This window comes from Ruegeria sp. BHSA163 (genome assembly GCF_059613365.1).
The window spans coordinates 49,673-75,136 of record NZ_JBXWSJ010000021.1; the positions used below are offsets into that span (position 1 = coordinate 49,673).

Consider the following 25,464-nt stretch of genomic DNA (forward strand, 5'->3'; position numbering starts at 1 on the left):
ACAAAAATTTACTAGAACAATCTTTGTGAACCTGAACAATTTCATCCTTGCAGCTCCGCAACAAAAACTAACTGTTTAACAATCTGCTTGAAGTTTAAGGCCTTTTTGTTGTCTGTCCAAACGTCAAAAGGTTTTTTGCACTTGGATGTTCGCAACAACCAACAAAATTTGTCTCTTCCGTGTTCCGCGCGGTCAAGATGTGCGGCCACAGAAATGGCCGCATAAGTCGGTACTTAGCCGAGAATTTAAGGTGGTCCGAAACAGGCCTTCCTTATCTCATGCGAAATTTACTGAGTTAACAAAGTCCGCAGTTCTTGGATCTTTTCAGCCACTGTTTCGGGGGCAGCTTTTATTTCGTCGAGAATTGCTACAGTTTGCGCCTTGATCTCTTGTGAAAGGGTGCTGTCTTGGATTGCCTCGACCATAGCGTCATAGTCAAAATTCTGCGCCGTCAACTTCCCTTCTTCGACCCATGAGTTGAAAAGGTCCTGACCCTGATCGGTCAGTGAGGCGACCTGATCGCCGGCTTGCGTAACAGCTTCTTCTGCTTGTTCTGCCGCTGAATTCGCGGCATCGGTGGCCTGTTCCGTCACCGAAGAGGCGGCTTCACTGGCTTGATCTGCAACAGATGAGGCCGTTTCAGTTACCTGGTCAGCTACGGCATCGGCTGCCTCTCCAGCGGCTTCTTTGACTGCAGATGCCGCCTCACTTACGGCTTCGCCAGCCTCTTCGGCCGCAGACTGCAGTTTTTCGGCAGGGGTAGGTTCTGGTTGACTCAGGTAGAAGTAGGCGCCGAAACCGACAACGACGACCACTAGAACAAGTAATAGGCGGGACATTGGGATCTCCTTTGAGTTCTGCTTTTCGTCGAATTGAGAGAAAACTAGCCACTTGCAAAGGGGAAAACCGGAGTATTTCGGTCAAAGAACAAGATTGAGCCACACAGCGCTGATCGGGTACGTTTGGGACGGCGACTTCATGCCACTTCGAAAACGAACAGTTACAAAACGCTTGTCACTGCCGAAGGAGAAATTGAGTTTTTGAAAAAGTTGTGGCGGAGAGACAGGGATTCGAACCCTGGGTGGGCTTGCACCCACAACGGTTTTCGAGACCGCCCCGTTCGACCACTCCGGCACCTCTCCGCGGGGGTCTGTGAGGCGTCGATTTAGTGAGGATCATGCAGGGGTGCAAGCAGAAAATTCCCGATTTCCCGCTAGCCGGGATTTTCCATTGCTTGCGGGCGGAAAACGCCTAGGCTCACATTTATGACTTACTCAAAGCGCTATACCATTCTTCCGTACTTATTGTCCGTCGCAATTCTTTGCCTGACTGCAGCATGCGCATCGGCGGCCAGCCGTGACAGGATTGAGGCGTTTTTGACAACGACTGGATTTGACGTCGCATTAGAGAGCATCGCACTTGCGAGCGCATCGGCGCCACAAATGCTGGGGATCGATCCCGACGGCTTTGGCTCTGACTGGACACGCCTGACCGAAGAAGTGTTCGACACTGAGGAAATGCACGAAACAGCCGTTTCTATACTTGAACAGACGCTAAGCGAAGAAGCTTTGTCCCATGCGGTTGAATTTTATGCTTCCGATCTTGGTCAGCGTCTGGTCGAGGCCGAAAACGCCTCCCACATGGATGAAGATGAGGACGAAAAACAGGACCTAGGGCAGGAGATCGTTTCGGATTTGATCAAAGAAGGCTCGATGCGTGTTGAAAGCCTTAAGCGCATGAACCGAGCTGTCGACGCTAGTGGAACATCCTTGAGGGCATTGCAGGAAATTCAGGTCCGTTTCCTGCTTGCGGCCAGTGCTGCCGGCGTAATCGAACTTCAAATGAGTGGCGACGAGTTACGCCAGATGATGAAACAACAAGAACCCGAGATGCGGCGCGCACTTCAATTGTCTGCCTTGGCAGGGGCGGCTTACACGTACAGAGACTTTTCCGATGAAGATGTCGATGCATATGTTTTGGCCCTAGAACAGCCTTTGATGCAGGAGGTCTACGAGCTGTTGAACGCAATTCAATATGAAATCATGGCTATGCGATTTGAGGTTTTGGCTTCAAGAATGTCCGAACTGCGGCCTGCTCAGGATATTTGATGCGCCGCTTGTTTTACAATGTGTTGGCCATCGCTTTTTGGTCTTCCCCGCTTGCAGCCGATGAAAAGTTGGATCGGCTGATGCAGGCCATGCAGTTGCAAGAGGTAATAGAAATAATTGGAAAAGAAGGCCGTGAGCAGGGCGAAGTATTGATCGACACCGTGCTCGACGGCAACGGTGATTCATACTTTCAGGCAGAGGTCGAAGACATCTACGATCCGGTCTGGATGCACGATCAGATGATCAGAACGGTCGGAGAATATCTGAATGAAGGACAAATAGAACAGGCGACCGTTTTTTTCGAAAGTGAATTGGGGCAGACCATTATTTCACTCGAAAATTCGGCACGAATGGCCCTTATGGACGATGCCATAGACGATATGGCACGACAGGCCTATCGCCAATTCGACCGCGAAACTGAATTCTACTTACTAATCGACGAATACGTTCACGTTAATGACTTGATTGAGCAGAACGTGCAGGGATCGCTTAGCGCGGACTACAATTTCTTTCTCGGCATCTCGAATAGTCAAGGCTTTCCAATGGAAAACGACTTGCTGTTGAACCAGCTAATGGAACAAAAAGGCGAAGTGGCTGTCGAAACTGAGACCTGGGTGTATTCCTTTCTGCTTTTGGCCTACCAACCTCTGAGCAAAGCGCAAATGCGAGAAAATATTGCCTTTTCGCGAACCGAAACTGGGCAGGCGCTTAACGAAGCGCTGTTCAAGGGGTTCGACTTCATGATCGACGGAATTTATTATCGTTTGGGCGAAGCCGTAGCTCGCGCGATTGACTCATCTGAGCTTTGAACTCGAAATCGGTTGACATTTAATTGCAATGCTTAGATAAGCCTGCATCCCGGCCGGAATAACCGCGCCGGGTATCGTTATTATTTGACCCGAAAGGCGTGTCCTCAGGGTCATCCACACAGCCCGAAAAGGGCGCGCAGTTCGAGGTGGCAGCGGCCAAAACTCCCGTAAATCGGGGACCACAGAACGCGGTTTTGAAAAGGATTAACACATGTTTGCGGTCCTGAAGACCGGCGGCAAGCAGTACAAGGTTCAAGCGGGCGACATGCTCCGCGTTGAAAAACTTGCTGCAGACGCAGGTGAAACAATTCAATTCAACGACGTTCTGATGCTTGGGGGTGAGGCTCCCGTGGTCGGTGCGCCGTTCATTGATGGTGCGGCAGTTCAAGCCGAAGTGATCGAACAAGTTAAAGGTGACAAGGTCATCAAGTTCGTGAAACGCCGTCGTAAACACAGTTCGAAGCGGACGGTCGGACATCGTCAAAAACTGACGTTGGTCAAGATCACCGACATCTTGTCGTCGGGCGCGGACAAGTCGGGCGTTAAAGCTGCAACAGGTACAGCACCTGCAGGCGAGGCTGCTCTGGCAGCGAAAAAGCCTGAGAAGAAAGCGGAGGCCAAGGCTGAAGCTCCCGAAGCTGGCGCTGCTGACGATCTGACCAAGTTGAACGGCGTTGGCCCTGCTGCCGCCAAGAAATTGGCAGAAGCAGGCATCGAGAGCTTTGCTGCTTTGGCCGCCTTGTCGGACGAGCAGATTGCTGCTATCGAGGCCATCAAAGTGAAACCCGAATGGGTTGAACAGGCCAAAGAACTGGCCAAAGGCTAAGGAGAGAGAGAATGGCACATAAGAAAGCTGGCGGTTCCTCCCGTAACGGTCGCGACTCAGCGGGTCGTCGCCTTGGCGTAAAACTTTATGGTGGTCAGTCCGCCATCGCGGGCAACATCATTGTACGCCAACGCGGCACCAAGTTCTGGCCGGGCGAAGGCGTAGGCATGGGCAAGGACCACACAATCTTTGCAACCGTGGATGGCGCCGTGAAGTTCCATAAGGGACTAAAAAACCGCACATTTATTTCGGTCTTGCCAGTAGCGGAGGCCGCAGAGTAAGCCGAAACCCAGAAGGTTGAAGAAAAATTCATGGGGGACCGGCAGAAAGTGCCGGTCCCCTTTCTCGTTTTAACGCATTCCTGATTGAACACCCAGATGACAGTCGCAACCACCAGCTTTCTTATCTTTGCTGCCAGCCAGGTTGGTACGCCCGGGCCTGCCAATATGGTCCTGCTTGGAACCGGCGCGCGCTACGGCTTTCGCGCTACGCTGCCATTTGTGGCCGGTGTCATCTTGGGCAAGCAGCTGATCATCTGGCCAGTAGGATTTGGCCTTATGCAAGTGGCAGATCAGGCTCCAATTGTTTTTACGATCCTGAAATATGCTTCTGCGGCATATATTTGTTGGCTGGCTTGGAAAATCGCGAACTTACGCCTGTCACGCTCTGATGCCGATGGAAACGTGCCGGGATTTTGGGCCGGATTGATCGTCCATCCGCTTAATCCAAAAGCCTGGGCTATGATAATTGCAGGATTCACGGGCTTCGTTGCCGCCGGTACTCCCAGCTTTAACGCGACGTTAACAATCGCTCTTTGTTTGTTGATTTGCCAAGTTGTTTTGCACCCGATCTGGACTTTTGCTGGCGATAGAATAGCCCATGCGGTTGAAGGACGACCGGTTGAAAAATATCTGATGTGGACGTTGGCCAGTCTTACTGTTGCGTCCGTACTTTTTGTGTTGTTCGGAGGAGGAACGAACTCATGAAACTTGAGACAATAATAAACCAGCCGGTCATCGAAACCGAGCGGTTCGATCTTCGCCCTTTGCGCAGATCGGATATGGGTCTCATTGAACACTACGCGGGTGATGAACGCGTGGCGCGTATGACCACGTCTATCCCTCATCCGCTTCCACCAGGCTCGATCGAGGCCTTTGTTAACCGTTCCATGGCTGAAGAACGGGACGAGGATGTTTGGGTGATGGATGCAACCAAGGATGGCGGTCCTGAGCTGATCGGTCTGATCTCGTTGGAAAAGCTGGATCGCAATCAGTCCGAAGTTGGTTATTGGGTCGCACCGATCTATTGGAACACAGGGATTGCGTCCTTGGCCGTCGAAGCACTGGTTCTCGCTAATCCGTTACAGAACTCAAACATGTTCGCCAGTGTTTTTCAGGATAACCCTGCCTCAGCCCGAGTATTGACGCATTGCGGGTTCCAGTATCTTGGCGATGCAGAAAGTTATTCGGTGGCACGCGACGCGAATGTGCCCACCTGGACTTACAGTAAAAAACTCTGACTTGTGGCCGATGGGGCCTTTGCAGTAGGGGACAGTCATGAAATTTCTCGATCTCGCAAAGGTCTACATCCGGTCAGGCGCCGGAGGCAACGGCTGCGTCAGTTTCCGACGCGAAAAGTACATTGAATATGGTGGGCCTGATGGCGGCGACGGCGGTACGGGTGGATCGGTTTGGGCCGAAGTGGTGGATGGGTTGAACACGCTCATCGATTTCCGCTATCAGCAACATTTTTTCGCAAAAAACGGTCAACCAGGACGTGGGCAGCAACGCACTGGTAAAGACGGTGACGACATAATCTTGCGTGTGCCGGTCGGCACCGAAATTCTTGATGAAGACGAAGAAACTGTCATTTGTGATTTAACTCAGATAGGTGAGAGATTTCTGCTGGCCAAAGGTGGGAACGGCGGCTTCGGAAACCTCCACTTCAAGTCCGCAACCAATCAAGCGCCTCGCCGCTCTAATCCCGGTCAGGCTGGGATCGAACGAACGATCTGGTTACGCTTGAAGCTGATCGCTGATGTTGGCTTGCTGGGCCTGCCGAATGCCGGCAAATCAACCTTTCTGGCAGCCACATCGAATGCCCGCCCAAAAATCGCTGACTATCCGTTTACGACACTTCACCCCAATTTGGGTGTTGTTGGCGTAGACAATGTCGAATTCGTCGTGGCCGACATTCCGGGCTTGATTGAAGGTGCTCACGAGGGGCGAGGAATTGGAGACCGTTTTTTAGGTCATGTCGAACGCTGCTCGGTATTGCTACATTTGGTTGATGGAACCTCTGAAACCATTGCCGAGGATTATCACACCATCATCCGAGAGTTGGAAGCTTATGGCGGCGCCTTAGCTGAAAAACCAAGGATCACGGTTTTGAACAAGGTCGATGCATTGAACAATGAGGAACAGAAAATTGCCGTTGCAGTATTGCAAGAGGCGGTCGGTGGTCCTGTAATGACCATGTCCGGAGTTGCTCTTTTGGGAGTCACCGACGTTTTGCGTGCTTTGCGCGCCCAAATCGACGAAAACAGGTTGCGCCAGAAACCCTCTGAGGAGGCACTGCCTTGGCAACCCTAAGCAAAGCCCGACGTCTGGTCGTCAAGATCGGATCAGCTCTGTTGGTGGACCGCAAAACTGGGTTGTTGCGAGGCGATTGGTTGGAGTCACTGGCACAAGATGTAGCCTGGATAAAGGGGCAGGGTGCAAACGTCATTCTAGTTTCATCTGGGTCAATCGCGTTGGGACGCGAGGTTCTTAATCTCCCGCTGGAAAATCTGCCATTGGAGCAGTCTCAGGCTGCGGCGGCCGTCGGTCAGATCCGGTTGGCCCGCGCATATGAAGAGGCGTTGAATCCCTACAGCATCACAACCGCACAGGTTTTGGTAACCTTGGAAGACAGCGAAGATCGCCGACGCTATTTGAATTCACGGGCTACGCTGGAAACTCTACTGGGGCTGGGCGTCGTTCCAATTGTCAACGAAAACGATACTGTAGCTACAGACGAAATCCGGTATGGCGACAATGACCGATTAGCGGCGCAAATAGCTGTGACAGTGGGCGCTGACCAGCTTGTTTTATTGTCAGACGTGGATGGATTTTATACCGGAAATCCAAACGAAAATGCGGCCGCGACGAGATTTGATGTGATTGACGAAATCACTCCCGATATCGAAGCCATGGCTGGCGACGCTGGTTCAGGATTGTCCAAGGGCGGTATGAAAACGAAACTTATGGCCGCAAAAATGGCGACAGCCGCAGGTTGCGCGATGGCTATTACTGAAGGATCGGTTCTTAACCCTCTGAAATCTTTGGAAAATGGGTCAAGCAGCACGTGGTTTACTGCTAAGCTGGATCCGCACGCTGCTCGTAAACGCTGGATTTCGGCGATGAAGCCCCGAGGTCAGATTGTGGTCGATGATGGTGCAGCAAAGGCACTTAAAAACGGGAAAAGTTTGTTACCTGCTGGGATCGTCGAAGTCTCTGGTGACTTCGGACGCGGCGATCCGGTGGCAATTCTTGACCCTTCCACACGACGGTTGGCACAGGGCCTGAGCCGGTACACTGCGCAAGAAGCTGATGCCATAAAAGGCCGTAAGTCTTCTGAGATTGAAGCAACGCTAGGGTATCCGGGCCGAGCTGCCTTAATTCACCGCGACGATCTGGCGCTCTGACGGCTGCACCTGCTAGAATAACACAAAGAAGACCTGAAAGGTTCATGAGATGAAGGACTTTAGCACCATTACCGCAATGATGGCCGATCTTGGAAAGCGCGCCAAAGCGGCTTCGCAGGAGCTTGCCTTTGCCTCTGCTGAACGTAAGCACGCTGCTTTGATCGCTGCGGCCGAGGCTGTCTGGACCAATCGCGCTAAAATCATCGAAGAAAACAAAAAAGATCTAGAATACGGACGAGACAAGGGTCTGAGTCCAGCTATGATGGATCGCCTGATGCTGGATGAAGCACGCGTTCAAAGCATGGTCGACGGGTTGCGAACTGTCGCAGATCAACCTGACCCTGTGGGTGAAGTTCTGACGGAATGGGATATGGCCTCAGGCCTCAACATTCAACGTGTCCGAACTCCGCTAGGTGTTATCGGTGTTATTTATGAGAGTCGCCCCAATGTAACTGCCGATGCGGGTGCCTTGTGTTTGAAATCGGGCAATGCAGTAATATTGCGCGGTGGATCTGAAAGCTTTAATTCTTCTAAGGCTATTCACGCATGCCTCGTCCAGGGGTTAAAGGCCGCGAACCTGCCGGAAGATGCGATTCAATTGATACCAACGCGGGATCGGACCGCTGTGCAGGAACTCCTGACCATGACCGATTACGTGGACGTCATTGTCCCGCGTGGCGGAAAAGGCCTGGTCGGCCTTGTACAACGCGAAGCAAGGGTGCCAGTGTTCGCGCATCTTGAAGGCATCGTTCACATCTATGTGGATAAATCGGCCGACCCCAAAAAGACATTGGATGTGGTCCTGAATGCCAAAACTCGCCGCACAGGAATTTGCGGTGCTGCCGAATGTCTGTTGGTACATCAGGACATTGCAGACACCCTAGGCCGAGATTTAATCGCTGCCCTTTTGGCTGCCGGTGTCGAGGTTCATGCAGAAGGCACATTGGTAATTGATGGATGCATCGCTGCTTCGGAAGACGATTGGGGCAAGGAGTTTCTAGACAGTATCATCGCCGCAAAAACGGTCGCTAACATCGACGCGGCCATCGATCATATTCGAGCCTTTGGTTCAAATCATACGGACTGTATTATGACCGAGGACGCCAAGGCGGCTGAGCGTTTCTTTGAACGCCTGGACAGCGCAATTCTCATGCACAATGCCTCGACCCAATTCGCAGATGGCGGAGAGTTTGGAATGGGCGCAGAGATCGGAATCGCAACTGGAAAGATGCACGCCCGAGGGCCGGTAGGTGCAGCTCAGCTTACGAGTTTTAAATATTTGGTGCGTGGGAACGGTACAACCCGCACCTAAAATCGAATTGCGACACGGGTCGAGCTTGTCTCGACCGTGACCTTGCTGCCGTGCGATGCGGCTGCTTTCAGCAGCATCGCAAACTGAACTTGCGATGGCATGATCTTATGGGGAAGGCGCCCAGTGCAAAGGTACTTCCACAGATCTGAGTCCAGATGCAATTTGTCGGCCATTCCCCATACGGTCCAGCCGTTATCTTGTTTTTCAACTGTGGCTTCTCCGCCCAAGGGCATTGCGCTTTCAATACACATAAGTGCAAGAAACACTAGTTTCGCCTGATTACGCGTTACAGCATTCGCCACCAACCAGTGAACCCGCAAACGCCCTGCGTTTTCGACATCCTTCAGCAAACTGCCGATTTCCGATTTGCCCAATGGCTGATCGCTAGCTGGCCCGAAAGCAACGCGAAAAAACCGAATCTTCGCCGCGGCATTACCGACGCTACCCGAGATCAGCTCCATCTCAGGACCCTGCACTGAACCGACCATATCCAACAATTCCAGACCGTTAGTGATCGCACCTACAGGGCTGATCAGATCATGACAGATCCGGGACCCGACCAATTCGGCCAGGTTGACGTCGATGTCATCCATGCGTAACTCCTGTTAGACCTGCCATTGCCGGAGCGGAGACACCGCATGACAGATTTTAATGCTATTCTTGCACCGGGCATGTATGTCCGTCACCCCGATTTTCCCGATTGGGGCGTTGGACAGGTTCAGTCCAACATCGCGGGTAAGATCACCGTAAACTTTCGCGAGCAGGGGAAAGTGGTGATTGACGGGACACGCATAGCCCTGATGCCGGTCTTTGATCCGTGAAACTGGTTTAGAAAAGGTTAACAACTTTCACCAGACACCCGTATGTTGCTTTCGCTGAGAAAACTGAAGTATCAGCGTATAATTTGAACGACGGACAGACCAAATGCCCGATGCCGGCCCTTCATTCACTGTCAAACTCGCCGAAACCGATGCGGAGATCAAAGCGGCGCAACGCCTTCGCTATGATGTTTTTGTACGAGAACTCGGCGGTGGCGGAGAAATGGTTGATCACTCTGAAAGGTTGGAAAAGGATCGGTTTGACCCGTATTTTGATCATATGTTGGTTTACGATGACATGACAGGCGAAGTTGTCGGTGTTTATAGGCTGTTACCGGATGATCGTGCAGCAGACATAGGCCAATTCTATTCAGAGGATGAATACGATCTGACCGTGCTAAAACAAGGCGGCCGGAAACTTTTGGAACTTGGGCGATCCTGTCTGCACAAGGACTATCGGGGGGGAACAGCCATGTACCATTTGTGGAATGGATTGGCTAAATATGTGGCTGAACGAAAGATCGAGGTCCTTTTCGGCGTAGCCAGTTTCCACGGAACCAATGTTCAGGAATTGGCGCAACCGCTTTCCATGTTGCATCACAACCATCTGGCCCCTCCTGATTTGCGGGTCAGGGCGCAGGCCGGTGTGTTTCAAAACATGAATATCGTCGGGCCGGAATCGCTGGACCGACGAGCGTCTATGCTACAAGTGCCTTCGCTGATCAAAGCTTATTTACGTTTGGGCGGTTTCGTGGGCGAGGGCGCCTTTATCGACCACGCCTTCAACACGACAGACGTTTGTTTAGTTTTGGATACTGAACGAATGAACGAACGCCAGCGACGTATTTACGGTGGAGCCTGATCGGGTGAACGCACCTTTATGGAACAGTGACGATGCCCCGGAACCTGTTGAGCTTGGCCTACTGGAATGGGCTCTAGTTTTTTTGCGCGGCCTTCCCCTAGCGATTTTGGTGTTTGGCGGCTTGCTCATTTTGCTGGCCGTGCGTCTGATCGAACGCCCGTTTTTCGGGGTTCAGCGCCCAATCACGCCTCATATTTCCCAGTTTGTCTGTCGAAACGCAATCCGAGTTTTGGGAATCGGGTTCTCCAGCACTGGGCAATTGATGGCTGAACGCGGCGCAGTTGTCGCCAATCATTCATCATGGTTGGATATTTTTGCGTTAAACGCCCGCAAGCGGGTCTATTTTGTTTCCAAAGCCGAAGTGGCGAATTGGCCTGGTATAGGATGGCTTGCCCGCGCGACTGGCACAGTTTTTATCGAAAGAAACCCTAAGAAAGCCAGGGAACAAACTCAGATTTTTCGGGAGCGCCTTACAGCCGGACACAAACTACTGTTTTTCCCCGAAGGCACTTCCACAGATGGATTGCGCGTTTTACCCTTTAAAACAACACTTTTCGCGGCATTCTTCACTGAAGAACTACACGATTTCATGCATGTTCAACCCGTCTCGGTTGTTTTTCACGCGCCGGTTGGGCAACCCAAACGATTTTACGGCTGGTGGGGGGACATGGACTTTGCACCCCATTTGCTCAAGACGCTTGGCGCACGAAAGCAAGGTTCGATTGAACTGATTTACCATTCACCGGCAAAGGTCAGCGACTTTGCGGACCGCAAGGCGCTGGCTGCTCACTGTGAGCAAGCTGTGCGTCACGGGCATGCATTTGCAAAGCTCGAAAAATAAGGCTGATTGCCACTTGCGCAGCATTAAATCGTACCTTATACGCGCGCTATTCAAAACCGCAGGCGGGGTTTGGCCTTTTTGAGGGAGACATCCTCACTAAGACCGCCGGTTGGAGCATCCGCTTCTTTCACCCCCGCCGAGGCGTAAACCGGAAAAGGAATAAATAGCATGGCTCTTCCCGAGTTCACTATGCGTCAGTTGCTTGAAGCTGGCGTACACTTTGGTCACCAGACACAGCGCTGGAATCCGCGCATGGGCCCATTCATCTACGGCTCGCGCAATGGTATCCACATCATGGACCTGACTCAGACCGTTCCAATGCTGGATCAGGCTCTACAAGCTATTCGGGATACCGTTGCAAAAGGTGGCCGTATTCTGTTCGTCGGCACCAAGCGCCAGGCAGCTCAGCCAATTGCTGACGCCGCCGAAAAGTCGGCTCAGTACTTTATGAACCATCGCTGGCTTGGCGGCACCTTGACCAACTGGAAAACTGTTTCTCAGTCGATCAACCGCTTGAACCAAATCGACGAAGCCATGGAAGCGGGGGCCGAAGGCCTAACCAAGAAAGAGCGTCTGGGCATGGAACGCGACCAACAGAAGCTGCAGGCTTCGCTAGGTGGTATCCGTGAGATGGGTGGCGTTCCGGATCTGTTGTTCGTCATCGACGTCAAGAAAGAAGCTCTGGCAATTGCTGAGGCCAACAAGCTTGGAATTCCGGTTGTGGCGGTTGTGGACACGAACTGTTCGCCTGACGGTGTGGACTACATCATTCCTGGAAACGACGACGCAGCCCGTGCGATCGCCCTATACTGCGATCTGGCGGCTCGTGCTGCGCTTGACGGTATGACAGCACAGTTGGGCGCCGCTGGTGTAGACTTGGGTGAGTTTGAAGAAGCTCCGGTTGAGGAAGCAGTCGCTGAAGAAGCTTCTGCGGAACCTGAAGCCTCGGCCGAAGCATAAGCTGCCCGTCACGTAACTGACATATGGGGCAGGGTATGACCTGCCCCAATTCCGTTTGAATTGAGGAGAGCCAAAAGATGGCAATCACAGCAGCAATGGTTAAAGAACTGCGCGACTCGACTGGCGCAGGCATGATGGACGCGAAAAAGGCGCTGACCGAAACCGGCGGCAACATGGACGAGGCCGTGGATTGGCTCCGCACCAAGGGTTTGGCTAAAGCGGCCAAAAAATCCGGTCGCACCGCCGCTGAAGGTCTTGTTGCGGTTCACGTCGACGGTGGCAATGGCGTTGCTGTCGAAGTGAATTCAGAAACCGACTTCGTTGCAAAAAACGGCGAATTCCAAGAAATGGTTGGAAAGATCACTTACGCGGCAGAGGGCGTTAACAACGTCGAAGAGTTGCTGGCCGCTGACCTGGGCGGGAAATCGGTTGCGGACACACTGACTGACAAGATCGCCACCATTGGCGAAAACATGTCAGTCCGCCGCATGTCAAAGCTGTCTGGCGAAACGGTCGTATCTTATGTCCACAACGCTGCAACAAACGGCATGGGTAAAATCGGTGTTTTGGTCGCGCTTACAGGTGGAGACGAAGCAATCGGTAAACAGGTTGCAATGCACATTGCCGCTGTGAACCCGGCCGCTTTGTCTGAAGCAGACATGGACCCAGCTGTTGTCGAAAAAGAAAAGCAGGTTCAGATGGACATCGCCCGTGAGTCCGGAAAGCCGGAGCAGGTCATCGAAAAGATGATCGAGGGACGCATGAAGAAGTTCGTGGCCGAATCGACTCTGTTGAACCAACAGTTTGTCGTTAACCCGGATCTGACCGTCGAAGCAGCTGCAAAAGAAGCAGGAGCGACCATCACCGGTTTCATTCGCATGGAAGTTGGCGAGGGAATCGTGGTGGAAAAAGAAGACTTCGCTGCTGAAGTCGCAAAAGCGGCACAAGGCTAAAATAGCTTCCGGTCCTACCAGAACCGCGATGCCAGATAGACCGGTCACTTTCTAAGTGGCCGGTTTTCTTTTGTCTTTCACAAAGGTTTCAATGCTTTAGAAATGGAAAAGGGGAGCCCCGCATGATGGGGATGGACAGGGCTCCCCGGGATTCCAACGAAACGACGCGGACGAATAGACGCCGTTCAATCAGAGCGATCAGAGAGCTTTGGTATAGCAAAGATCCGATCAAAACGTTCCCTGGCTAAAGCCACCACTCACGGAACATTATCAATCTGCAATTTTTCTATAAGATTCGGAAGTCATGATTTCCTTACCTAAGGTAAACTTGCGCGTTGGGCTTTAAAAACCCTTTAAACTTCCATTACAAACATCTGATTTTGAAGCGATGCCTTTAATACAGCCTGAGCCGTTGTCTCAACACTAAGTGCTTCGCGCGCTAGACGAAGGTGTTTTTCGACTGTGGCAGACGTCAGCCCCATCAAAACAGCGATATCTTGCGTCGTCTTGCCATCGCCGACCCACTGAAGGGCCTCCCTTTGGCGCTTTGTCAGCGCGCGGTTGGGTGCGTTGTAGGGAAGGGTCAGGATTTTCAAATGGGCGATGTTGTTCATCAACAGAATATCATCGCCATGATTACTCCAAATTTCATCGACTTCATCCTGCGTCTGGTTTCCATACGACGCCATGGAGATCGCGCCTTTTGACCGCATCGAAACCGAATTAAAGCTGATCGTGAATCCAGCCGTCACACCTTTGGATTTGTTGAATTCATAAACCTGACGCTCTTTTTCGGTCATCGCGCCGCTGGACGCCATCTCTTGAATCATGCGCCAGCTGGCTGCTCCCTCGTTCTTCAAGGCCCATTGCAACATGGGAGCATTAAAATAAAGGCCCGAGTGCACAAATCCTTCGAGGTAGTCGTTACTGTGGTTAGAAAGGATCACAAAATCCTCAGGATCACCCAGCGATGTTTCGGTTCGGTATAGTGTGTGCCCGTACAACAGGCGATCGAAACCATAGTTGGACATCTGCCGGCAATGAGCATCCCAAAGCTCTTCAAGCGTTTTTGTGTAGCTGAGAAAGTTGAGATACTCGGTTAAATTCATCCCACATTGTCCTTCGACAAATATGCCGCCAAAGCATCCAATGCCATAACATAGCTTTGCGCGCCAAAGCCGCAGACCTGTCCGATAGAAACTCGGGCGATATATGACGTGTGCCGAAAAGTCTCACGTGCGTGAATATTTGACATGTGTACTTCGACGACGGGAACCTCGGCTGAGGCGATCGCATCCATTAACGCGACCGAAGTGTGAGTATAAGCACCGGCGTTCAAAACAATTCCGTCCTGAACGCCACGCGCCGCATGAATTGCGTCGATCAACACTCCTTCGTGGTTGGACTGAAGATGCGACACACTTTGGCCAAGCGTTTCGCCATGCGAGACACAAAGGTCTTCAACCTCTTTTAGTGTAGTCCGGCCATAGAACTCTGGTTGTCTCATGCCTAGCATGTTCAGATTTGGGCCGTTCAGAACCAGTATCTTCGTCATTTACAAACCATCCCCATTTTTTTCGTGATAAACCCGAAACGTGGGGGCGTCCAGCAGGCAGTTCGCTATAAGGTCGGCACGATTTTTTTCATTCTGGATCAATATGCCACGCGTGACTGTGAACAAATTCACACGCTGTCCATCGTGACGACGACTTTTCCAAGAACAGAGCGGCTCTCAAGGGCTTCCAATGCATTACCGCCCTGGCTTAGCGGGAAGGTCGCGCTGATTTGAGGTTTGATTTTTCCAGCTTGATACAGATTGAATAACTCTTTCATGTTTTCAGCATGTCCTTTTGGATCCCGAAAAACAGAAGCGCCCCAAAACACTCCAACGATCTGGCAGCCTTTCAAGAGAGAAAGGTTTAGCGGAATACGGGGAATACCCGCTGGAAAGCCGACGACCAAAAATCGCCCGCTCCACGCCATCGCGCGCAAGGCCGGTTCAGAATAATCTCCTCCCACGGCATCGTAGACCACATCCACTCCGTCACCGCCGGCCAACGATTTGATTTCAGAAGAAAATGCTTTTTGGGCGTCTTTGTCCAAATCACGAGCGTAGACTAGCGTTTCATCCGCGCCCAGCTTACGACAGAACTCAGCCTTTTGGTTGGATGAGACTGCAGCGATCACACGCGCGCCTGAGGCTTTAGCAAGCTGAATTGCCGCAGACCCGACTCCGCCAGCGGCACCCAAGACCAAAAGGGTTTCGCCCGATTTCAATCCGGCGCGATCCTTGAGCGCATGATACGATGTGCCGTAAGTAAAAATAAAACAGGCAGCATCTTGGTACGACATATCAGGCGGGATCTTTACCGCCATGGAAGCGTTTAATGTTAGGTGGGTCGCAAACCCTCCGTGTCCCGTCAATGCAAGTATCCGGTCGCCGCGAGTATATCCCGTTACATCTTCGCCAAGCTCAATTATTTCCCCTGCAATTTCACCACCTGGAGCAAAAGGGCGGGGTGGTTTGATCTGATACAGATCACGGATCATCAAAGTATCGGGAAAGTTGACGCCCGTGGCGTGAACACGAATCAATAGCTCGCCTTTGGCTGGCTTCGGATCGGGCAGGGTGGTCAGCTCCAGCGTTTCAGGTCCGCCCTTTGTGACGCTCAGTAATGCCTTCATTAGTCCCTCTTGCCTCTTGCCTCGTTGGAAATGAAATCGTTGGATTACTGTTGAGCGTTGTCAAGTTAGATGCTTGCATTGTGCCGCAAGGACCTTCAACGCAAACGCTAAAGAAATGGAGTAACCATGACGCCCGAGACCCTGTTTTCACTCAATGGAAAAACAGCCCTTGTAACTGGCGGGGCGACCGGAATAGGTCGAATGGCGGCCGAGGCGTTAGTGCGTTCCGGAGCGCATGTTTTGATAGCTTCACGCAAAGGCGACGCCTGTGAGGCAGTCGCGGCTGAGTTAAATGCGCTCGACGCGCCGGGATCGGCAGAAGGATTTACCGGAGACATAAGCAGTGAGGAAGGCATCGCTGCGCTGGTGGATGAGATCAACAAGCGCACTCAAAAGCTTGAGATACTTATGAATAATGCCGGTGTTAGTTGGGGCGCACCTATGGGGCAGTTCCCATATTCCGCATGGGACAAAGTAATGTCAGTAAACGTAGCAGGGATATTTGAACTAACCCAACGGCTGCTTCCTTTACTTATGAGCTCTGCTACAGAAGAGGACCCCGCGCGTATTGTGAACGTTGGGTCCGTGATGGGTGAGGTGCCGATGGGTGACGGCGCGTACAGCTACTCAGCCTCCAAAGCAGCGGTGCTGCACCTTACAAAAATCATGGCCAAGGAATTAGCTCCTTACCGGATCACCGTTAACGCGCTTGCTCCAGGGCCGTTCGTTTCCCGAATGACCGCTTTTGCCACAGAAGATGAGGACAAGAGGGAAAAGGTCGGCCAATCTGTGCCATTGGGAAGGGTCGGGCACCCCGAAGATATCGGCGGCTGCGTGTTGTTTCTGTGCGGACGTGGCGGCGGCTATGTAACCGGAGCGGTCATTCCGGTTTCGGGCGGTATTAATGTTCAGACCGCAGACAACATCTTTGCTGCTGCCCTTTGATGGCAAGTGGATTTTTTCAAGTTAAGAGGCTGACATGAATCCTCAGGAAAATACACTTAATATCAGAGCAGTAGAAGGTTATCTTGAGAAAAACCTGAGTGGTTTCAAAGGGCCGCTTTCTGCAGAGAAGTTCGATGTCGGTCAGTCAAACCCAACATATTTGTTGCGAACCCCTGACCAGTCTTTTGTTCTGCGTCGCAAACCTGCTGGCGTACTTCTTAAATCCGCCCATGCAGTAGATCGTGAATTTCGCGTGCAATCTGCTTTGGCGGACAGCAAAGTTCCTGTGCCAGAGATGTACTTGCTGTGTGAGGATGACGCAGTCATAGGATCAGCCTTTTATGTGATGGAATACCGTGAAGGGCGCAGTTTCGTCGACCCAACCATGGATGGAGTAGACAAGGCCACCCGCACTGGCATTATGGATGAAATGAACCGTGTTTTAGCTGAGCTGCACATGGTCGACATCGAAGCTGTGGGGCTATCCGACTTTGGGCCACCCGGAAATTACTTTGAACGACAGATTTCCCGATGGACACAACAATACCGTGCAACGCAGACCGAACAGATCGGGGATATGGATCTCTTGATCTCTCGGTTGGACCACGAACTGCCCCAAGATGATGGACAGCGTACATTGGTCCATGGCGACTACCGGATCGACAACTTGTTGTTTCAGCAGGACGGCACAGATTGTGTGGCAGTTTTGGACTGGGAGCTATCTACCATCGGCCATCCTTATGCAGATCTGGCGGCGGTGATTATGCAATGGCAATTGCCACCCGGAAAGGAAGGGCGCGGGTTGGCAGGTGTAGACCGCGAGGCGCTTGGCTTGCCATCAGACGCAGCGTTTGTTGCGGACTACTGTAAGCGTTGTGGGCGTAAGGAGATCGAACACTTTGGCTTCTATCTGGCATTTAATTTTTTTCGAATGGCAGGGATACTACAGGGAGTCTACAAAAGGTCGCTGGATGGCAACGCATCAGACCCTGTCCGGGCCCAGAAGTTTGGCGCATATGTGCCGATTTTTGCGAAACATGGCTTGGCGGCACTGGACAGCCAGTGAACGTGAAGCCGCATCATATTAGACGCGACCCAGTCATCTTGTTGCCATCAGCTCTAATTCAAGGTTTCCCAAACTATTCTTCCCAAAGAACATTTCGTTTCTTGAAAACAGAGTTGGCACTCCGAACACACCCCGGCGCACAGCGGACTTGCTTTGATCCTTCAGCGCTTGCTTGATTTCGGAATTGGTGACCGCCTCTCGAATCTTGCGGGCAGGCAAGTCTGCTTCTTGCACGACCTCTATCAAGACATTTATGTCGTCCAATTTTTGTCCGTGCACCCATATTGCATCAAAAACAGCGTCTATATACCTACTTTCCCAAGATTTTCCTTGAGCATACCAGGCCCCACGCATGGCAAATTTGGTGTTTATTGGAAAGTGTGGACTCATATGAAACGTCAACCCTCGTCGACGCGCAAAGCGATGTAGATCATGGGTCAGGTAAGCCGTTTTCTGACGGTTTTCCGAAAAGGCCTCAAACGGGTTTTGATTGTTTGTGGATTTGAACACCAAGCCCAGAAGGATCGGTGTAAATCGCAGTTCCACGGCATTACGTCGGGCCAATTCCGGCAATACTTTGTATGCGAGAAATGCGTTGGGGCTGCAAAAATCGTAAAGGAACTCAATCTTATTCGCCATGATCTGACTCCGTCTTTGCGTTAGGTGCTGGGGAATCGCTCCGATATTTAAACTGACTTGGAGCCACCATATCAGGTCAGCAATACGTTACCTGAATATATCCGGTCATTGTTTGAATTTGCTGTCACTATTTATCGTCACGCGGCAAGATTATCTCAAACGGCTAACGACGGGGGCACAAAGTATGGCGCTTGATGCATCAAGGCTAAATCAAATTCAAAACTGGATGCAACGCTATGTAGATGAACGGAAATATCCCGGATGTTCAATGTTGGTGCTGCAAGCTGGCAACGAGGCATTTTTTCATTCCTGCGGTAAACGAAATGTCGAGCAGGGTTTGGTGTTCGCCCGCGACAGCATAGTGCGCATCTATTCGATGACCAAACCTGTTACTACAGTTGCGCTGATGATGTTGATAGAACGCGGGCAACTTCATCTTGATGCGCCAGTATCGGAGTTTTTACCGCAGTTTCAAGCGATGCGAGCACTCGTTGCGGGCGCAAAAGACATAAATCAGACCGAGGCGGCGCCTACTCCAACTTTGCATCAATTACTGACTCATACCAGTGGGCTGAGTTATCCGTTCAACCCGGGTATCCTACCTGAGGCGATGAATGAGCAAGATCTGATGTTTTCACCGGATCAAGGATCTCTTGAGACACGAATCGAGGCTTTAGCCTGCTTACCGCTTGCGTTTCAACCTGGCAAACGCTGGGAGTACTCGGTCGGTATCGACGTTATTGGTCGCGTGATCGAAGTTGTTTCAGGGCAAACATTGGAACACTTTTTTGCCGAAAACATATTTGAACCATTGGGAATGAACGAGACTGGTTTCTCTGTGCCAAAAGGGGCAGGGGACAGGTTTGCATCACTCTACACGCCACTCGAAGGTGATGCGATGGCGTTGAACGCAGCCAGTTCTGGTTCAGAAACGCTTAGATTGGTCGACGAGCCCGGCTCATCGCCTTTTGAACGTGCAACTACATTTTCAGGAGGAGGCGGGCTTGTCAGCACTATCGACGATTTCGCGATATTCGCAGAAATGCTGCGTAACAAAGGCTCGGTCAACGGAATTCGTCTTCTAGCACCTTCCATCATCGACTTCATGATGCGCAACCACTTGCCCGGAGATATCGCCTCTATGGGTCCACGTAGTTTCGCGGAACAACCCATGGACGGCACAGGGTTCGGTCTGGGTGGCGCCGTCGTTTTAGACCCGGCACGAATTCGAGTTCCCGGATCGGTTGGCGACTTTGGTTGGGGAGGAATGGCTTCGACCTATTTCTGGATCGATTGGGTTCACAACCTGACAACCATTTTCTTTACCCAATTGTCGCCGTCCAGTTCTTATCCATCGCGCGCTGAAATGAAAGCACTTGTCCATGCAGCTTTGATTGATTGATCATCCTCCAGGTGTTACCGACGGATCAACTAATTCGGAGAGTAACGAATGACCGAAGCCGAACGTACCCTGTTGAATTTGCTCGACATTGAGTCACTTGAGGTCGACCTATTTCGAGGAACAGGATCGGGTGGGGAAACGCCTACCCGGATATTCGGCGGCCAAGTCATAGCACAAGCGCTGGCAGCGGCCTACAGAACAGTAGATGATCGTACCTGCCATTCGTTGCACGCGTATTTCATACGACCCGGAGATCCATCTATTCCTGTTATTTATCAAGTTGATAGAGCGCGAGATGGAGGTTCTTTTACCACACGTCGCGTGATCGCTGTTCAGCATGGAAAGCAGATTCTCAACATGTCAGCTTCCTTTCACTGCCAAGACCAAGGTTGGGATCACCAACATCCTATGCCATCTGTTGGCCCACCAGAGTCACACCCTACCAGGACTGAATTACGCCAGGCTTATCTGGACCGTGTTCCCGAAAAATTACACAAAGAACTTTTGCGTGATCGTCCGATCGAAGTCCGCGAGGTCGGGCCATTGGATATCTTGACACCCAAAGTAGCCGCCGATCATCATCACATCTGGTTTCGCATGGCGGCCGCTTCTGAAGTCGATCAGGTAACACAGCATCTGCTTTTGGCATACGCCTCGGACATGGCGTTATTGGGATCTGGATTGCGCCCGCACGGGCTGTCCATGTTCACAGGAGAGGTCGACATGGCGAGCCTCGATCATGCAATATGGTTTCACGCCCCCATCCAATTTGAAAACTGGCATCTTTATTCAATGGACGCGCCCTGGACAGGGCAGGGGCGCTGTTTCAACCGAGGGTCAATTCATTCACAAGACGGTGTTTTGGTTGCCTCGGTCGCGCAGGAAGGTCTGATGAGGAAAAAAAGAGTTAGACTTTAGATTTAGCGATTAAACTTCTGATTTATTTTAGACATTCCGTCTATCCAGCGATCGTAGTTCACGGCCTTAAACTGAAAATAATCCATTACTTGCTCATGAGGCAGCACAAGGAACCGCTCTTCAGTTATTGCCTCTACACAGGCACTTGCCACTTCTTGAGGTTCGAGTATTCCATCAATTGCGGCGACTGAATCTTCGTGACCTCGGATCATATCCGTCCGCACAGCCTGCGGACACAGCACTGAAACTCGAATACCTTGGTCTCTGTATGTTAGAGCGACCCATTCGGCAAAGCCGATCGCGGCGTGCTTTGTAACCGCATAAGGTGCTGCGCCCGGTTGATTTAAAAGCCCAGCAGCAGATGCCGTTATCAAAATATAACCAGACCCTCGCGCCGTCATTCGTGGGATCAGATGTCGCGCCGTCCAAACATGAGACATCACGTTGATCTTCCAAATACGGTCCCATTCATCATCGGGAACATCGACGCCACCCAGTGTTAAAACTCCCGCATTACCGCAGAACAGATCGATCGTGCCGACTTGATCCTCTGTGGCTTCAATCAAATCGCTAATAGAACTTTCGTTGGACACATCACAAAAAAAAGCGTGACCGCCAATTTCAGAAGCGAGTGAGTGTGCGCCAGGCTCATCGATGTCGGCACAGACGACTTTTGCGCCATCAGATGAAAAGCGCTGCGCCAAACTTTTGCCAATTCCAGAGGCGGCACCGGTTACCACAACAGTTTTACCGCTCAACTTCATGAAATCATTTTCTTTTCCATGTGATTCAACAGGTTAGTTTGAGCAGTGTACATGTTTAGGATACATCTAGTTTTAACATAATACTGATTACGCGAATTGTTGTCGCCTCAATAGAAAGCTTGCAGCCCGGTTTGCGCACGCCCCAGTATCAACGCATGAACGTCATGTGTGCCCTCATATGTATTCACAGTCTCTAGGTTGACCATGTGACGCACGACATGGAATTCCAGCGAAATTCCGTTACCGCCATGCATGTCCCGAGCCATCCGCGCGATGTCCAAAGCCTTGCCGCAATTGTTGCGCTTGATGATCGAGATCATTTCTGGCGCAGCTTCGGCCTGGTCCATCAACCGACCAACCCGAAGGCTTGACTGCAGCCCAAGTGCGATTTCAGTCTGCATATCCGACAACTTGCGTTGGTACAACTGAGTCTGCGCCAGCGGCTTATTAAACTGCTTCCGGTCAAGCCCATATTGAAGCGCAGAGTGCCAACAGCTTTCAGCTGCCCCCATCGCACCCCAGCTAATCCCATATCGCGCACGATTCAGACACCCAAATGGCCCCTTCAGACCTTGGACGTTTGGCAAAAGCGCATCCTCACCAACTTCGACGTTGTCCAGCACAATTTCGCCAGTAACAGAAGTACGAAGGCTCAGTTTATTTTGGATCTTAGGCGCACTCAGCCCCTTGGTTCCTTTTTCCAGAACAAAGCCCCGGATTTTACCGTCATGCGCGTCAGACTTGGCCCAGACTACGAAAACATCAGCGATCGGCGCGTTTGATATCCACATCTTGCTGCCTGTTAATCGGTATCCACCGTCGATCTTTTCCGCTCGGGTTTTCATGCCTGCGGGATCCGAACCAGCCTCGGACTCGGTTAATCCGAAACATCCGATCCATTCGCCACTGGCTAATTTCGGAAGGTATTTCCGGCGTTGTTCTTCGTTGCCATACGCATAAATAGGATACATCACCAAAGAGCTTTGTACCGACATCATCGAACGGTAACCGGAATCAACACGCTCGATTTCCCTGGCGACAAGACCATAGGTAACATAGCCTGCTCCGATCCCTCCGTACTCTTCTGGTATCGTCGTGCCCAACAAACCCATTTCACCCATTTCACGGAAGATGTTTGGGTCGGTTTCCTCAGTCTGGAAGGCTTGCGTGACGCGCGGTTGCAACTTGTCCTGCGCATAAGCGCGCGCGCTCTTTGCAATAAGGCGTTCATCCTCTTGCAATTGATCGGCAAGTCGAAACGGATCATCCCACGTAAAAACGCCAAGCTCAGGTGCATCTTTAGCGCGCAAAGTTGGTTTCGGGTCGGGCGCGTTCATGTCACATCTCCGCAAATCAAAAGGCTTCCAACAGTCTAATCTGAGATTTCCTCAAAAAACAGCGAGACATTCTCATGTTTTCATGACTAAAACGCATAGATGATCAAAGTTGGGCGCCCTATCCTACCCTCAATTTCCGCCTTGCGAGCACTCGAAGCACTCGACAGGCTTGGTTCTGCATCTGCTGTTGCAGAGGAAATGGCCTTAACGCAAGGCGCGATAAGCCGGCAACTGCAAACACTTGAGACGCTCCTTGGCGCGGATCTGGTACGTCGCGACCGCAAGCGTTTGATGCTGACGAAAGCGGGGCAAGACTACGTCCAACAAATTAGACCAGCGTTGTCGCAGATCGCTCAAGCGGCGCTAAAATTACATGTCGCGCCTGTTGGCGGCACCATTAACCTTGCCATTTTACCTACATTCGGAATGCGCTGGCTGGTTCCAAGACTGCCGGACTTTGCACGTCTGCATCCAGATGTAACGATAAATATGTCGACGCGTTTGCGGCCGTTCAATTTTGCCTCGGAACCCTTTGATGCTGCTTTGCATTTTGGCGAACCGGATTGGCCAGGAACAGATCGGTTGTTATTGCAGATGGAGCGTGTTCTGCCTGTGTGTGCACCCGAACTTCTGCCAAACGGCACTCCTGCGGCGCCAAAAGACTTGCTGAAATTTCCATTATTACACATTCAGACCCGGCCAAAGGCTTGGCAGGAGTGGTTTGCTCAAATGGGTGTGGATGCCCCCCACCCTTTGCCCGGAACGGTCCATGATCAGTTTTCAACAATTAATCAGGCTGCCCTTCATGGTCTTGGGGTCGCCTTGATACCGAACTATGTAGTCGAACAAGATCTGGCCACAGGAAAACTAATTGCGGCTTTTCCAAAGGCGGTCGACACGCTCGGTTCATATTACTTGGTCTGGCCGCGCGAAAAGTCTGAAAATCATTCTCTGCGGCAGTTCCGGCACTGGTTGGCATCCCAGGCACAAACCGAAGACGCCCTGCCCCGCTAGTTTTCAGCCAAGAGCGTAGCCAGCCCCACGAACCGTACGTACGGGATCTTCACCACCATGCTGCGTCAGCGCCTTGCGGAGCCTTCCGATATGGACGTCCACTGTGCGTGTATCCACGTAAATATCGCGCCCCCAAACTCGATCCAATAGTTGCTCGCGACTCCACACACGACCGGGTTTTTCCATGAACGTGCTCAATAGTCGAAACTCGGTAGGACCCAGTTTCAAGGGTTTGTCACCCCTGCTAACTTTGTGGGTTTCAGAATCCAGAATGATATCATCAAATTCAAGTCGCAATCCTACTGTGGCCGGACGCACCCGTCGCAATTGCGTCCTCACTCGGGCCATCAATTCAACTACGGAATAAGGTTTGACCACATAGTCATCAGCACCCGTTTCCAATCCACGAACCTTGTCAACTTCTTCAGAACGCGCCGAGAGCATGATAATTGGGATCGACCGAGTATCCGGCCGGGTTTTCAACCGGCGACACACTTCGATGCCGCTCAGGTTTGGCATCATCCAATCCAAAACGATAATATCTGGGTTATCTTCATCGACCAACAATAGCGCTTCGTCACCGCTGGCCGCCTTTGACACGCTGAAGCCTTCGGCTTCGAGGTTGTAGGCCAAAACTTCGCGTTGGGCCAATTCATCTTCTACAACCAAAACAGTTGGCCGATCCGCGGACATCGTCCTGTACTCCTAAAAAGTTTGCGAAGTCACGTCGGCTTTGGGGCGCGGCTCGGTGCGAGTTTCCCCTGTCACAAGATAGATGACTTGCTCTGCGATTGCGGTCACGTGATCACCCATGCGTTCGATATTCTTTGCAATGAAATGTAGGTGCATACAGGCGGAAATATTCCGCGGGTCCTCTGCCATGAACGTCAAGAATTCACGGAAAAGACCGTTATACATTTGATCGACTTCTTCGTCTCGATCGATCACATCTCTGGCAAGTTCTGCATCGCGCTGAATATAGGCATCAAGAGCATCTCGCAGCATGCGTTCGACCTCGCGAGCCATACGCCGAAGTGCAGCCGCACTGCCGTTAATCTCGGAGGTGTTCACAAGTACCGAGGTACGTTTGGCAATGTTCTTAGAATAATCACCAATACGTTCGAGGTTAGCAGAAACCTTCAAAACCGAAAGGACCAGACGCAGATCGCTGGCGGTGGGTGCACGCAATGCGATTAGTCGCGCGGTTTCTTCATTTATTACCTCTTCCAGATCATCAATGGCCTTGTCGCCTTGCTTAACCGCTTGAGCAAGCTCTTCATCTCGCATCTCCAACGAGCGCGCAGCACCCATGATGGCTGCTTCGACCAACCCACCCATCTTCATAATATGAGCCTGGATCGCTTCAAGGTCGCGGTCAAAAGCTGATGCTATGTGTTGTTCGGTCATATCCAAATACCTATGTTCAGCCAATACGGCCAGTGATGTAACTTTCGGTGCGAGGGTCTTCGGGGTTGGTAAAAATCTGCCCGGTTTCACCGAATTCCACGAGATTTCCAAGG

At 51.6% G+C, this 25,464-nt stretch carries 29 protein-coding genes, 1 tRNA gene and 1 pseudogene; 19 read left to right on the forward strand and 12 right to left on the reverse strand.

The genetic code is table 11. The features are described 5' to 3' along the window. Positions 1 to 287: 287 nt before the first annotated feature. The gene (locus AC2FNV_RS11660; RefSeq protein ID WP_170606915.1) at positions 288 to 839 is read right to left on the reverse strand and encodes a hypothetical protein; all 552 of its coding nucleotides are present in this window, start codon (positions 837 to 839) and stop codon (positions 288 to 290) included. Between the two features lie 213 nt (positions 840 to 1,052). Continuing rightward, positions 1,053 to 1,142, reverse strand: a tRNA-Ser gene (locus AC2FNV_RS11665). 123 nt (positions 1,143 to 1,265) lie between these two features. Between AC2FNV_RS11665 and AC2FNV_RS11670 the strand changes: the two genes are divergently transcribed. From AC2FNV_RS11670 to AC2FNV_RS11710, 9 genes are all read left to right on the forward strand, one after another. Further along, positions 1,266 to 2,108, forward strand: a complete 843-nt coding sequence (locus AC2FNV_RS11670; protein ID WP_170606917.1) for a DUF2059 domain-containing protein — start codon at positions 1,266 to 1,268, stop codon at positions 2,106 to 2,108. Beyond that, a complete protein-coding gene (locus AC2FNV_RS11675) occupies positions 2,108 to 2,917 on the forward strand; it encodes a DUF2059 domain-containing protein (RefSeq protein ID WP_170606919.1) in 810 nt (269 codons plus the stop codon). Before AC2FNV_RS11670 ends, AC2FNV_RS11675 begins: the two co-directional genes overlap by 1 nt. 211 nt (positions 2,918 to 3,128) lie before the next feature. Continuing rightward, positions 3,129 to 3,743 (forward strand): 50S ribosomal protein L21, encoded by a 615-nt coding sequence (locus tag AC2FNV_RS11680; protein ID WP_170606921.1) that lies wholly within the window; start codon positions 3,129 to 3,131, stop codon positions 3,741 to 3,743. Positions 3,744 to 3,754: 11 nt separating this feature from the next. Further along, on the forward strand, positions 3,755 to 4,024 hold the full coding sequence (gene rpmA / locus AC2FNV_RS11685; protein ID WP_170480523.1) for a 50S ribosomal protein L27: 270 nt from the start codon (positions 3,755 to 3,757) through the stop codon (positions 4,022 to 4,024). 96 nt (positions 4,025 to 4,120) lie between these two features. Beyond that, positions 4,121 to 4,729: a LysE family translocator gene (locus tag AC2FNV_RS11690; RefSeq protein ID WP_170606923.1), complete on the forward strand. Its 609-nt coding sequence runs from the start codon at positions 4,121 to 4,123 to the stop codon at positions 4,727 to 4,729. Next, positions 4,726 to 5,262 (forward strand): GNAT family N-acetyltransferase, encoded by a 537-nt coding sequence (locus AC2FNV_RS11695; RefSeq protein WP_170606925.1) that lies wholly within the window; start codon positions 4,726 to 4,728, stop codon positions 5,260 to 5,262. The genes AC2FNV_RS11690 and AC2FNV_RS11695 overlap by 4 nt, the downstream gene beginning before the upstream one ends. A 37-nt stretch (positions 5,263 to 5,299) precedes the next feature. Then, positions 5,300 to 6,334 carry a GTPase ObgE gene (gene obgE / locus AC2FNV_RS11700; protein WP_170606927.1) on the forward strand — a complete coding sequence of 345 codons (1,035 nt, stop codon included), beginning with the start codon at positions 5,300 to 5,302 and terminating at the stop codon, positions 6,332 to 6,334. Continuing rightward, positions 6,322 to 7,428 (forward strand): glutamate 5-kinase, encoded by a 1,107-nt coding sequence (proB, locus tag AC2FNV_RS11705; RefSeq protein WP_170606929.1) that lies wholly within the window; start codon positions 6,322 to 6,324, stop codon positions 7,426 to 7,428. Before obgE ends, proB begins: the two co-directional genes overlap by 13 nt. A 49-nt stretch (positions 7,429 to 7,477) precedes the next feature. Further along, positions 7,478 to 8,740, forward strand: coding sequence for a glutamate-5-semialdehyde dehydrogenase (locus tag AC2FNV_RS11710; RefSeq protein WP_170606931.1), 1,263 nt, complete (start codon positions 7,478 to 7,480; stop codon positions 8,738 to 8,740). On the opposite strand, the gene AC2FNV_RS11715 is transcribed toward AC2FNV_RS11710, so the two are convergent. After that, positions 8,737 to 9,333, reverse strand: coding sequence for a histidine phosphotransferase family protein (locus AC2FNV_RS11715; RefSeq protein WP_170606933.1), 597 nt, complete (start codon positions 9,331 to 9,333; stop codon positions 8,737 to 8,739). The two genes, AC2FNV_RS11710 and AC2FNV_RS11715, sit on opposite strands and share 4 nt — an antisense overlap. 45 nt (positions 9,334 to 9,378) lie before the next feature. On the opposite strand from AC2FNV_RS11715, the gene AC2FNV_RS11720 reads away from it, so the two are divergent. The 5 genes from AC2FNV_RS11720 to tsf all read left to right on the forward strand — a co-directional run bounded on the left by AC2FNV_RS11720 (position 9,379) and on the right by tsf (position 13,174). Beyond that, on the forward strand, positions 9,379 to 9,561 hold the full coding sequence (locus AC2FNV_RS11720) for a DUF3553 domain-containing protein (RefSeq protein ID WP_170480537.1): 183 nt from the start codon (positions 9,379 to 9,381) through the stop codon (positions 9,559 to 9,561). Between the two features lie 103 nt (positions 9,562 to 9,664). Next, on the forward strand, positions 9,665 to 10,420 hold the full coding sequence (olsB, locus tag AC2FNV_RS11725) for an L-ornithine N(alpha)-acyltransferase (RefSeq protein WP_170606935.1): 756 nt from the start codon (positions 9,665 to 9,667) through the stop codon (positions 10,418 to 10,420). Positions 10,421 to 10,424: 4 nt separating this feature from the next. Continuing rightward, entirely contained in the window at positions 10,425 to 11,261 is an 837-nt protein-coding gene (gene olsA, locus AC2FNV_RS11730; protein ID WP_170606937.1) for a lyso-ornithine lipid O-acyltransferase, read from the forward strand. Positions 11,262 to 11,429: 168 nt separating this feature from the next. Continuing rightward, positions 11,430 to 12,221 (forward strand): 30S ribosomal protein S2, encoded by a 792-nt coding sequence (gene rpsB / locus AC2FNV_RS11735; RefSeq protein WP_170480543.1) that lies wholly within the window; start codon positions 11,430 to 11,432, stop codon positions 12,219 to 12,221. 77 nt (positions 12,222 to 12,298) lie between these two features. Further along, positions 12,299 to 13,174 carry a translation elongation factor Ts gene (gene tsf, locus AC2FNV_RS11740; protein WP_170480545.1) on the forward strand — a complete coding sequence of 292 codons (876 nt, stop codon included), beginning with the start codon at positions 12,299 to 12,301 and terminating at the stop codon, positions 13,172 to 13,174. A 353-nt stretch (positions 13,175 to 13,527) separates the two neighbouring features. On the opposite strand, the gene AC2FNV_RS11745 is transcribed toward tsf, so the two are convergent. From AC2FNV_RS11745 to AC2FNV_RS11755, 3 genes are all read right to left on the reverse strand, one after another. After that, positions 13,528 to 14,283: an autoinducer binding domain-containing protein gene (locus AC2FNV_RS11745; RefSeq protein WP_170606939.1), complete on the reverse strand. Its 756-nt coding sequence runs from the start codon at positions 14,281 to 14,283 to the stop codon at positions 13,528 to 13,530. Next, positions 14,280 to 14,729 (reverse strand): type II 3-dehydroquinate dehydratase, encoded by a 450-nt coding sequence (gene aroQ, locus AC2FNV_RS11750; protein ID WP_170480549.1) that lies wholly within the window; start codon positions 14,727 to 14,729, stop codon positions 14,280 to 14,282. The genes AC2FNV_RS11745 and aroQ overlap by 4 nt, the downstream gene beginning before the upstream one ends. Positions 14,730 to 14,857: 128 nt before the next feature. Next, complete coding sequence (locus AC2FNV_RS11755) at positions 14,858 to 15,859, reverse strand: NADPH:quinone oxidoreductase family protein (protein ID WP_170606941.1); 1,002 nt, start codon at positions 15,857 to 15,859, stop codon at positions 14,858 to 14,860. 126 nt (positions 15,860 to 15,985) lie between these two features. On the opposite strand from AC2FNV_RS11755, the gene AC2FNV_RS11760 reads away from it, so the two are divergent. Both AC2FNV_RS11760 and AC2FNV_RS11765 read left to right on the forward strand, forming a co-directional pair. Next, complete coding sequence (locus AC2FNV_RS11760) at positions 15,986 to 16,804, forward strand: SDR family NAD(P)-dependent oxidoreductase (protein WP_170606943.1); 819 nt, start codon at positions 15,986 to 15,988, stop codon at positions 16,802 to 16,804. Positions 16,805 to 16,838: 34 nt separating this feature from the next. Continuing rightward, positions 16,839 to 17,870: a phosphotransferase family protein gene (locus tag AC2FNV_RS11765; protein WP_170606945.1), complete on the forward strand. Its 1,032-nt coding sequence runs from the start codon at positions 16,839 to 16,841 to the stop codon at positions 17,868 to 17,870. 33 nt (positions 17,871 to 17,903) lie between these two features. Here AC2FNV_RS11765 and AC2FNV_RS11770 read toward each other — a convergent pair whose 3' ends face one another. Then, positions 17,904 to 18,509 (reverse strand): 2-hydroxychromene-2-carboxylate isomerase, encoded by a 606-nt coding sequence (locus AC2FNV_RS11770; protein WP_170480556.1) that lies wholly within the window; start codon positions 18,507 to 18,509, stop codon positions 17,904 to 17,906. Positions 18,510 to 18,693: 184 nt separating this feature from the next. Here AC2FNV_RS11770 and AC2FNV_RS11775 point away from each other — a divergent pair, with 184 nt between their 5' ends. Together AC2FNV_RS11775 and AC2FNV_RS11780 are read left to right on the forward strand one after the other, a co-directional pair. Further along, positions 18,694 to 19,911, forward strand: coding sequence for a serine hydrolase domain-containing protein (locus AC2FNV_RS11775; RefSeq protein WP_170606946.1), 1,218 nt, complete (start codon positions 18,694 to 18,696; stop codon positions 19,909 to 19,911). Positions 19,912 to 19,959: 48 nt separating this feature from the next. After that, complete coding sequence (locus AC2FNV_RS11780; RefSeq protein WP_170606947.1) at positions 19,960 to 20,829, forward strand: acyl-CoA thioesterase; 870 nt, start codon at positions 19,960 to 19,962, stop codon at positions 20,827 to 20,829. A gap of 2 nt (positions 20,830 to 20,831) precedes the next feature. On the opposite strand, the gene AC2FNV_RS11785 is transcribed toward AC2FNV_RS11780, so the two are convergent. Next, positions 20,832 to 21,593: an SDR family oxidoreductase gene (locus tag AC2FNV_RS11785; RefSeq protein WP_170606951.1), complete on the reverse strand. Its 762-nt coding sequence runs from the start codon at positions 21,591 to 21,593 to the stop codon at positions 20,832 to 20,834. A 107-nt stretch (positions 21,594 to 21,700) separates the two neighbouring features. Then, on the reverse strand, positions 21,701 to 22,930 hold the full coding sequence (locus AC2FNV_RS11790) for an acyl-CoA dehydrogenase (RefSeq protein WP_170606953.1): 1,230 nt from the start codon (positions 22,928 to 22,930) through the stop codon (positions 21,701 to 21,703). A gap of 99 nt (positions 22,931 to 23,029) precedes the next feature. Between AC2FNV_RS11790 and AC2FNV_RS11795 the strand changes: the two genes are divergently transcribed. Continuing rightward, a complete protein-coding gene (locus AC2FNV_RS11795; RefSeq protein ID WP_170606955.1) occupies positions 23,030 to 23,944 on the forward strand; it encodes a LysR family transcriptional regulator in 915 nt (304 codons plus the stop codon). Positions 23,945 to 23,947: 3 nt separating this feature from the next. On the opposite strand, the gene phoB is transcribed toward AC2FNV_RS11795, so the two are convergent. The 3 genes and pseudogenes from phoB to AC2FNV_RS11810 all read right to left on the reverse strand — a co-directional run. After that, positions 23,948 to 24,637, reverse strand: a complete 690-nt coding sequence (phoB, locus tag AC2FNV_RS11800; protein WP_170606957.1) for a phosphate regulon transcriptional regulator PhoB — start codon at positions 24,635 to 24,637, stop codon at positions 23,948 to 23,950. 12 nt (positions 24,638 to 24,649) lie between these two features. Beyond that, positions 24,650 to 25,351, reverse strand: coding sequence for a phosphate signaling complex protein PhoU (phoU, locus tag AC2FNV_RS11805; protein ID WP_170606959.1), 702 nt, complete (start codon positions 25,349 to 25,351; stop codon positions 24,650 to 24,652). A 16-nt stretch (positions 25,352 to 25,367) separates the two neighbouring features. Further along, positions 25,368 to 25,464: pseudogene (locus AC2FNV_RS11810) on the reverse strand (phosphate ABC transporter ATP-binding protein); the annotation flags it as partial.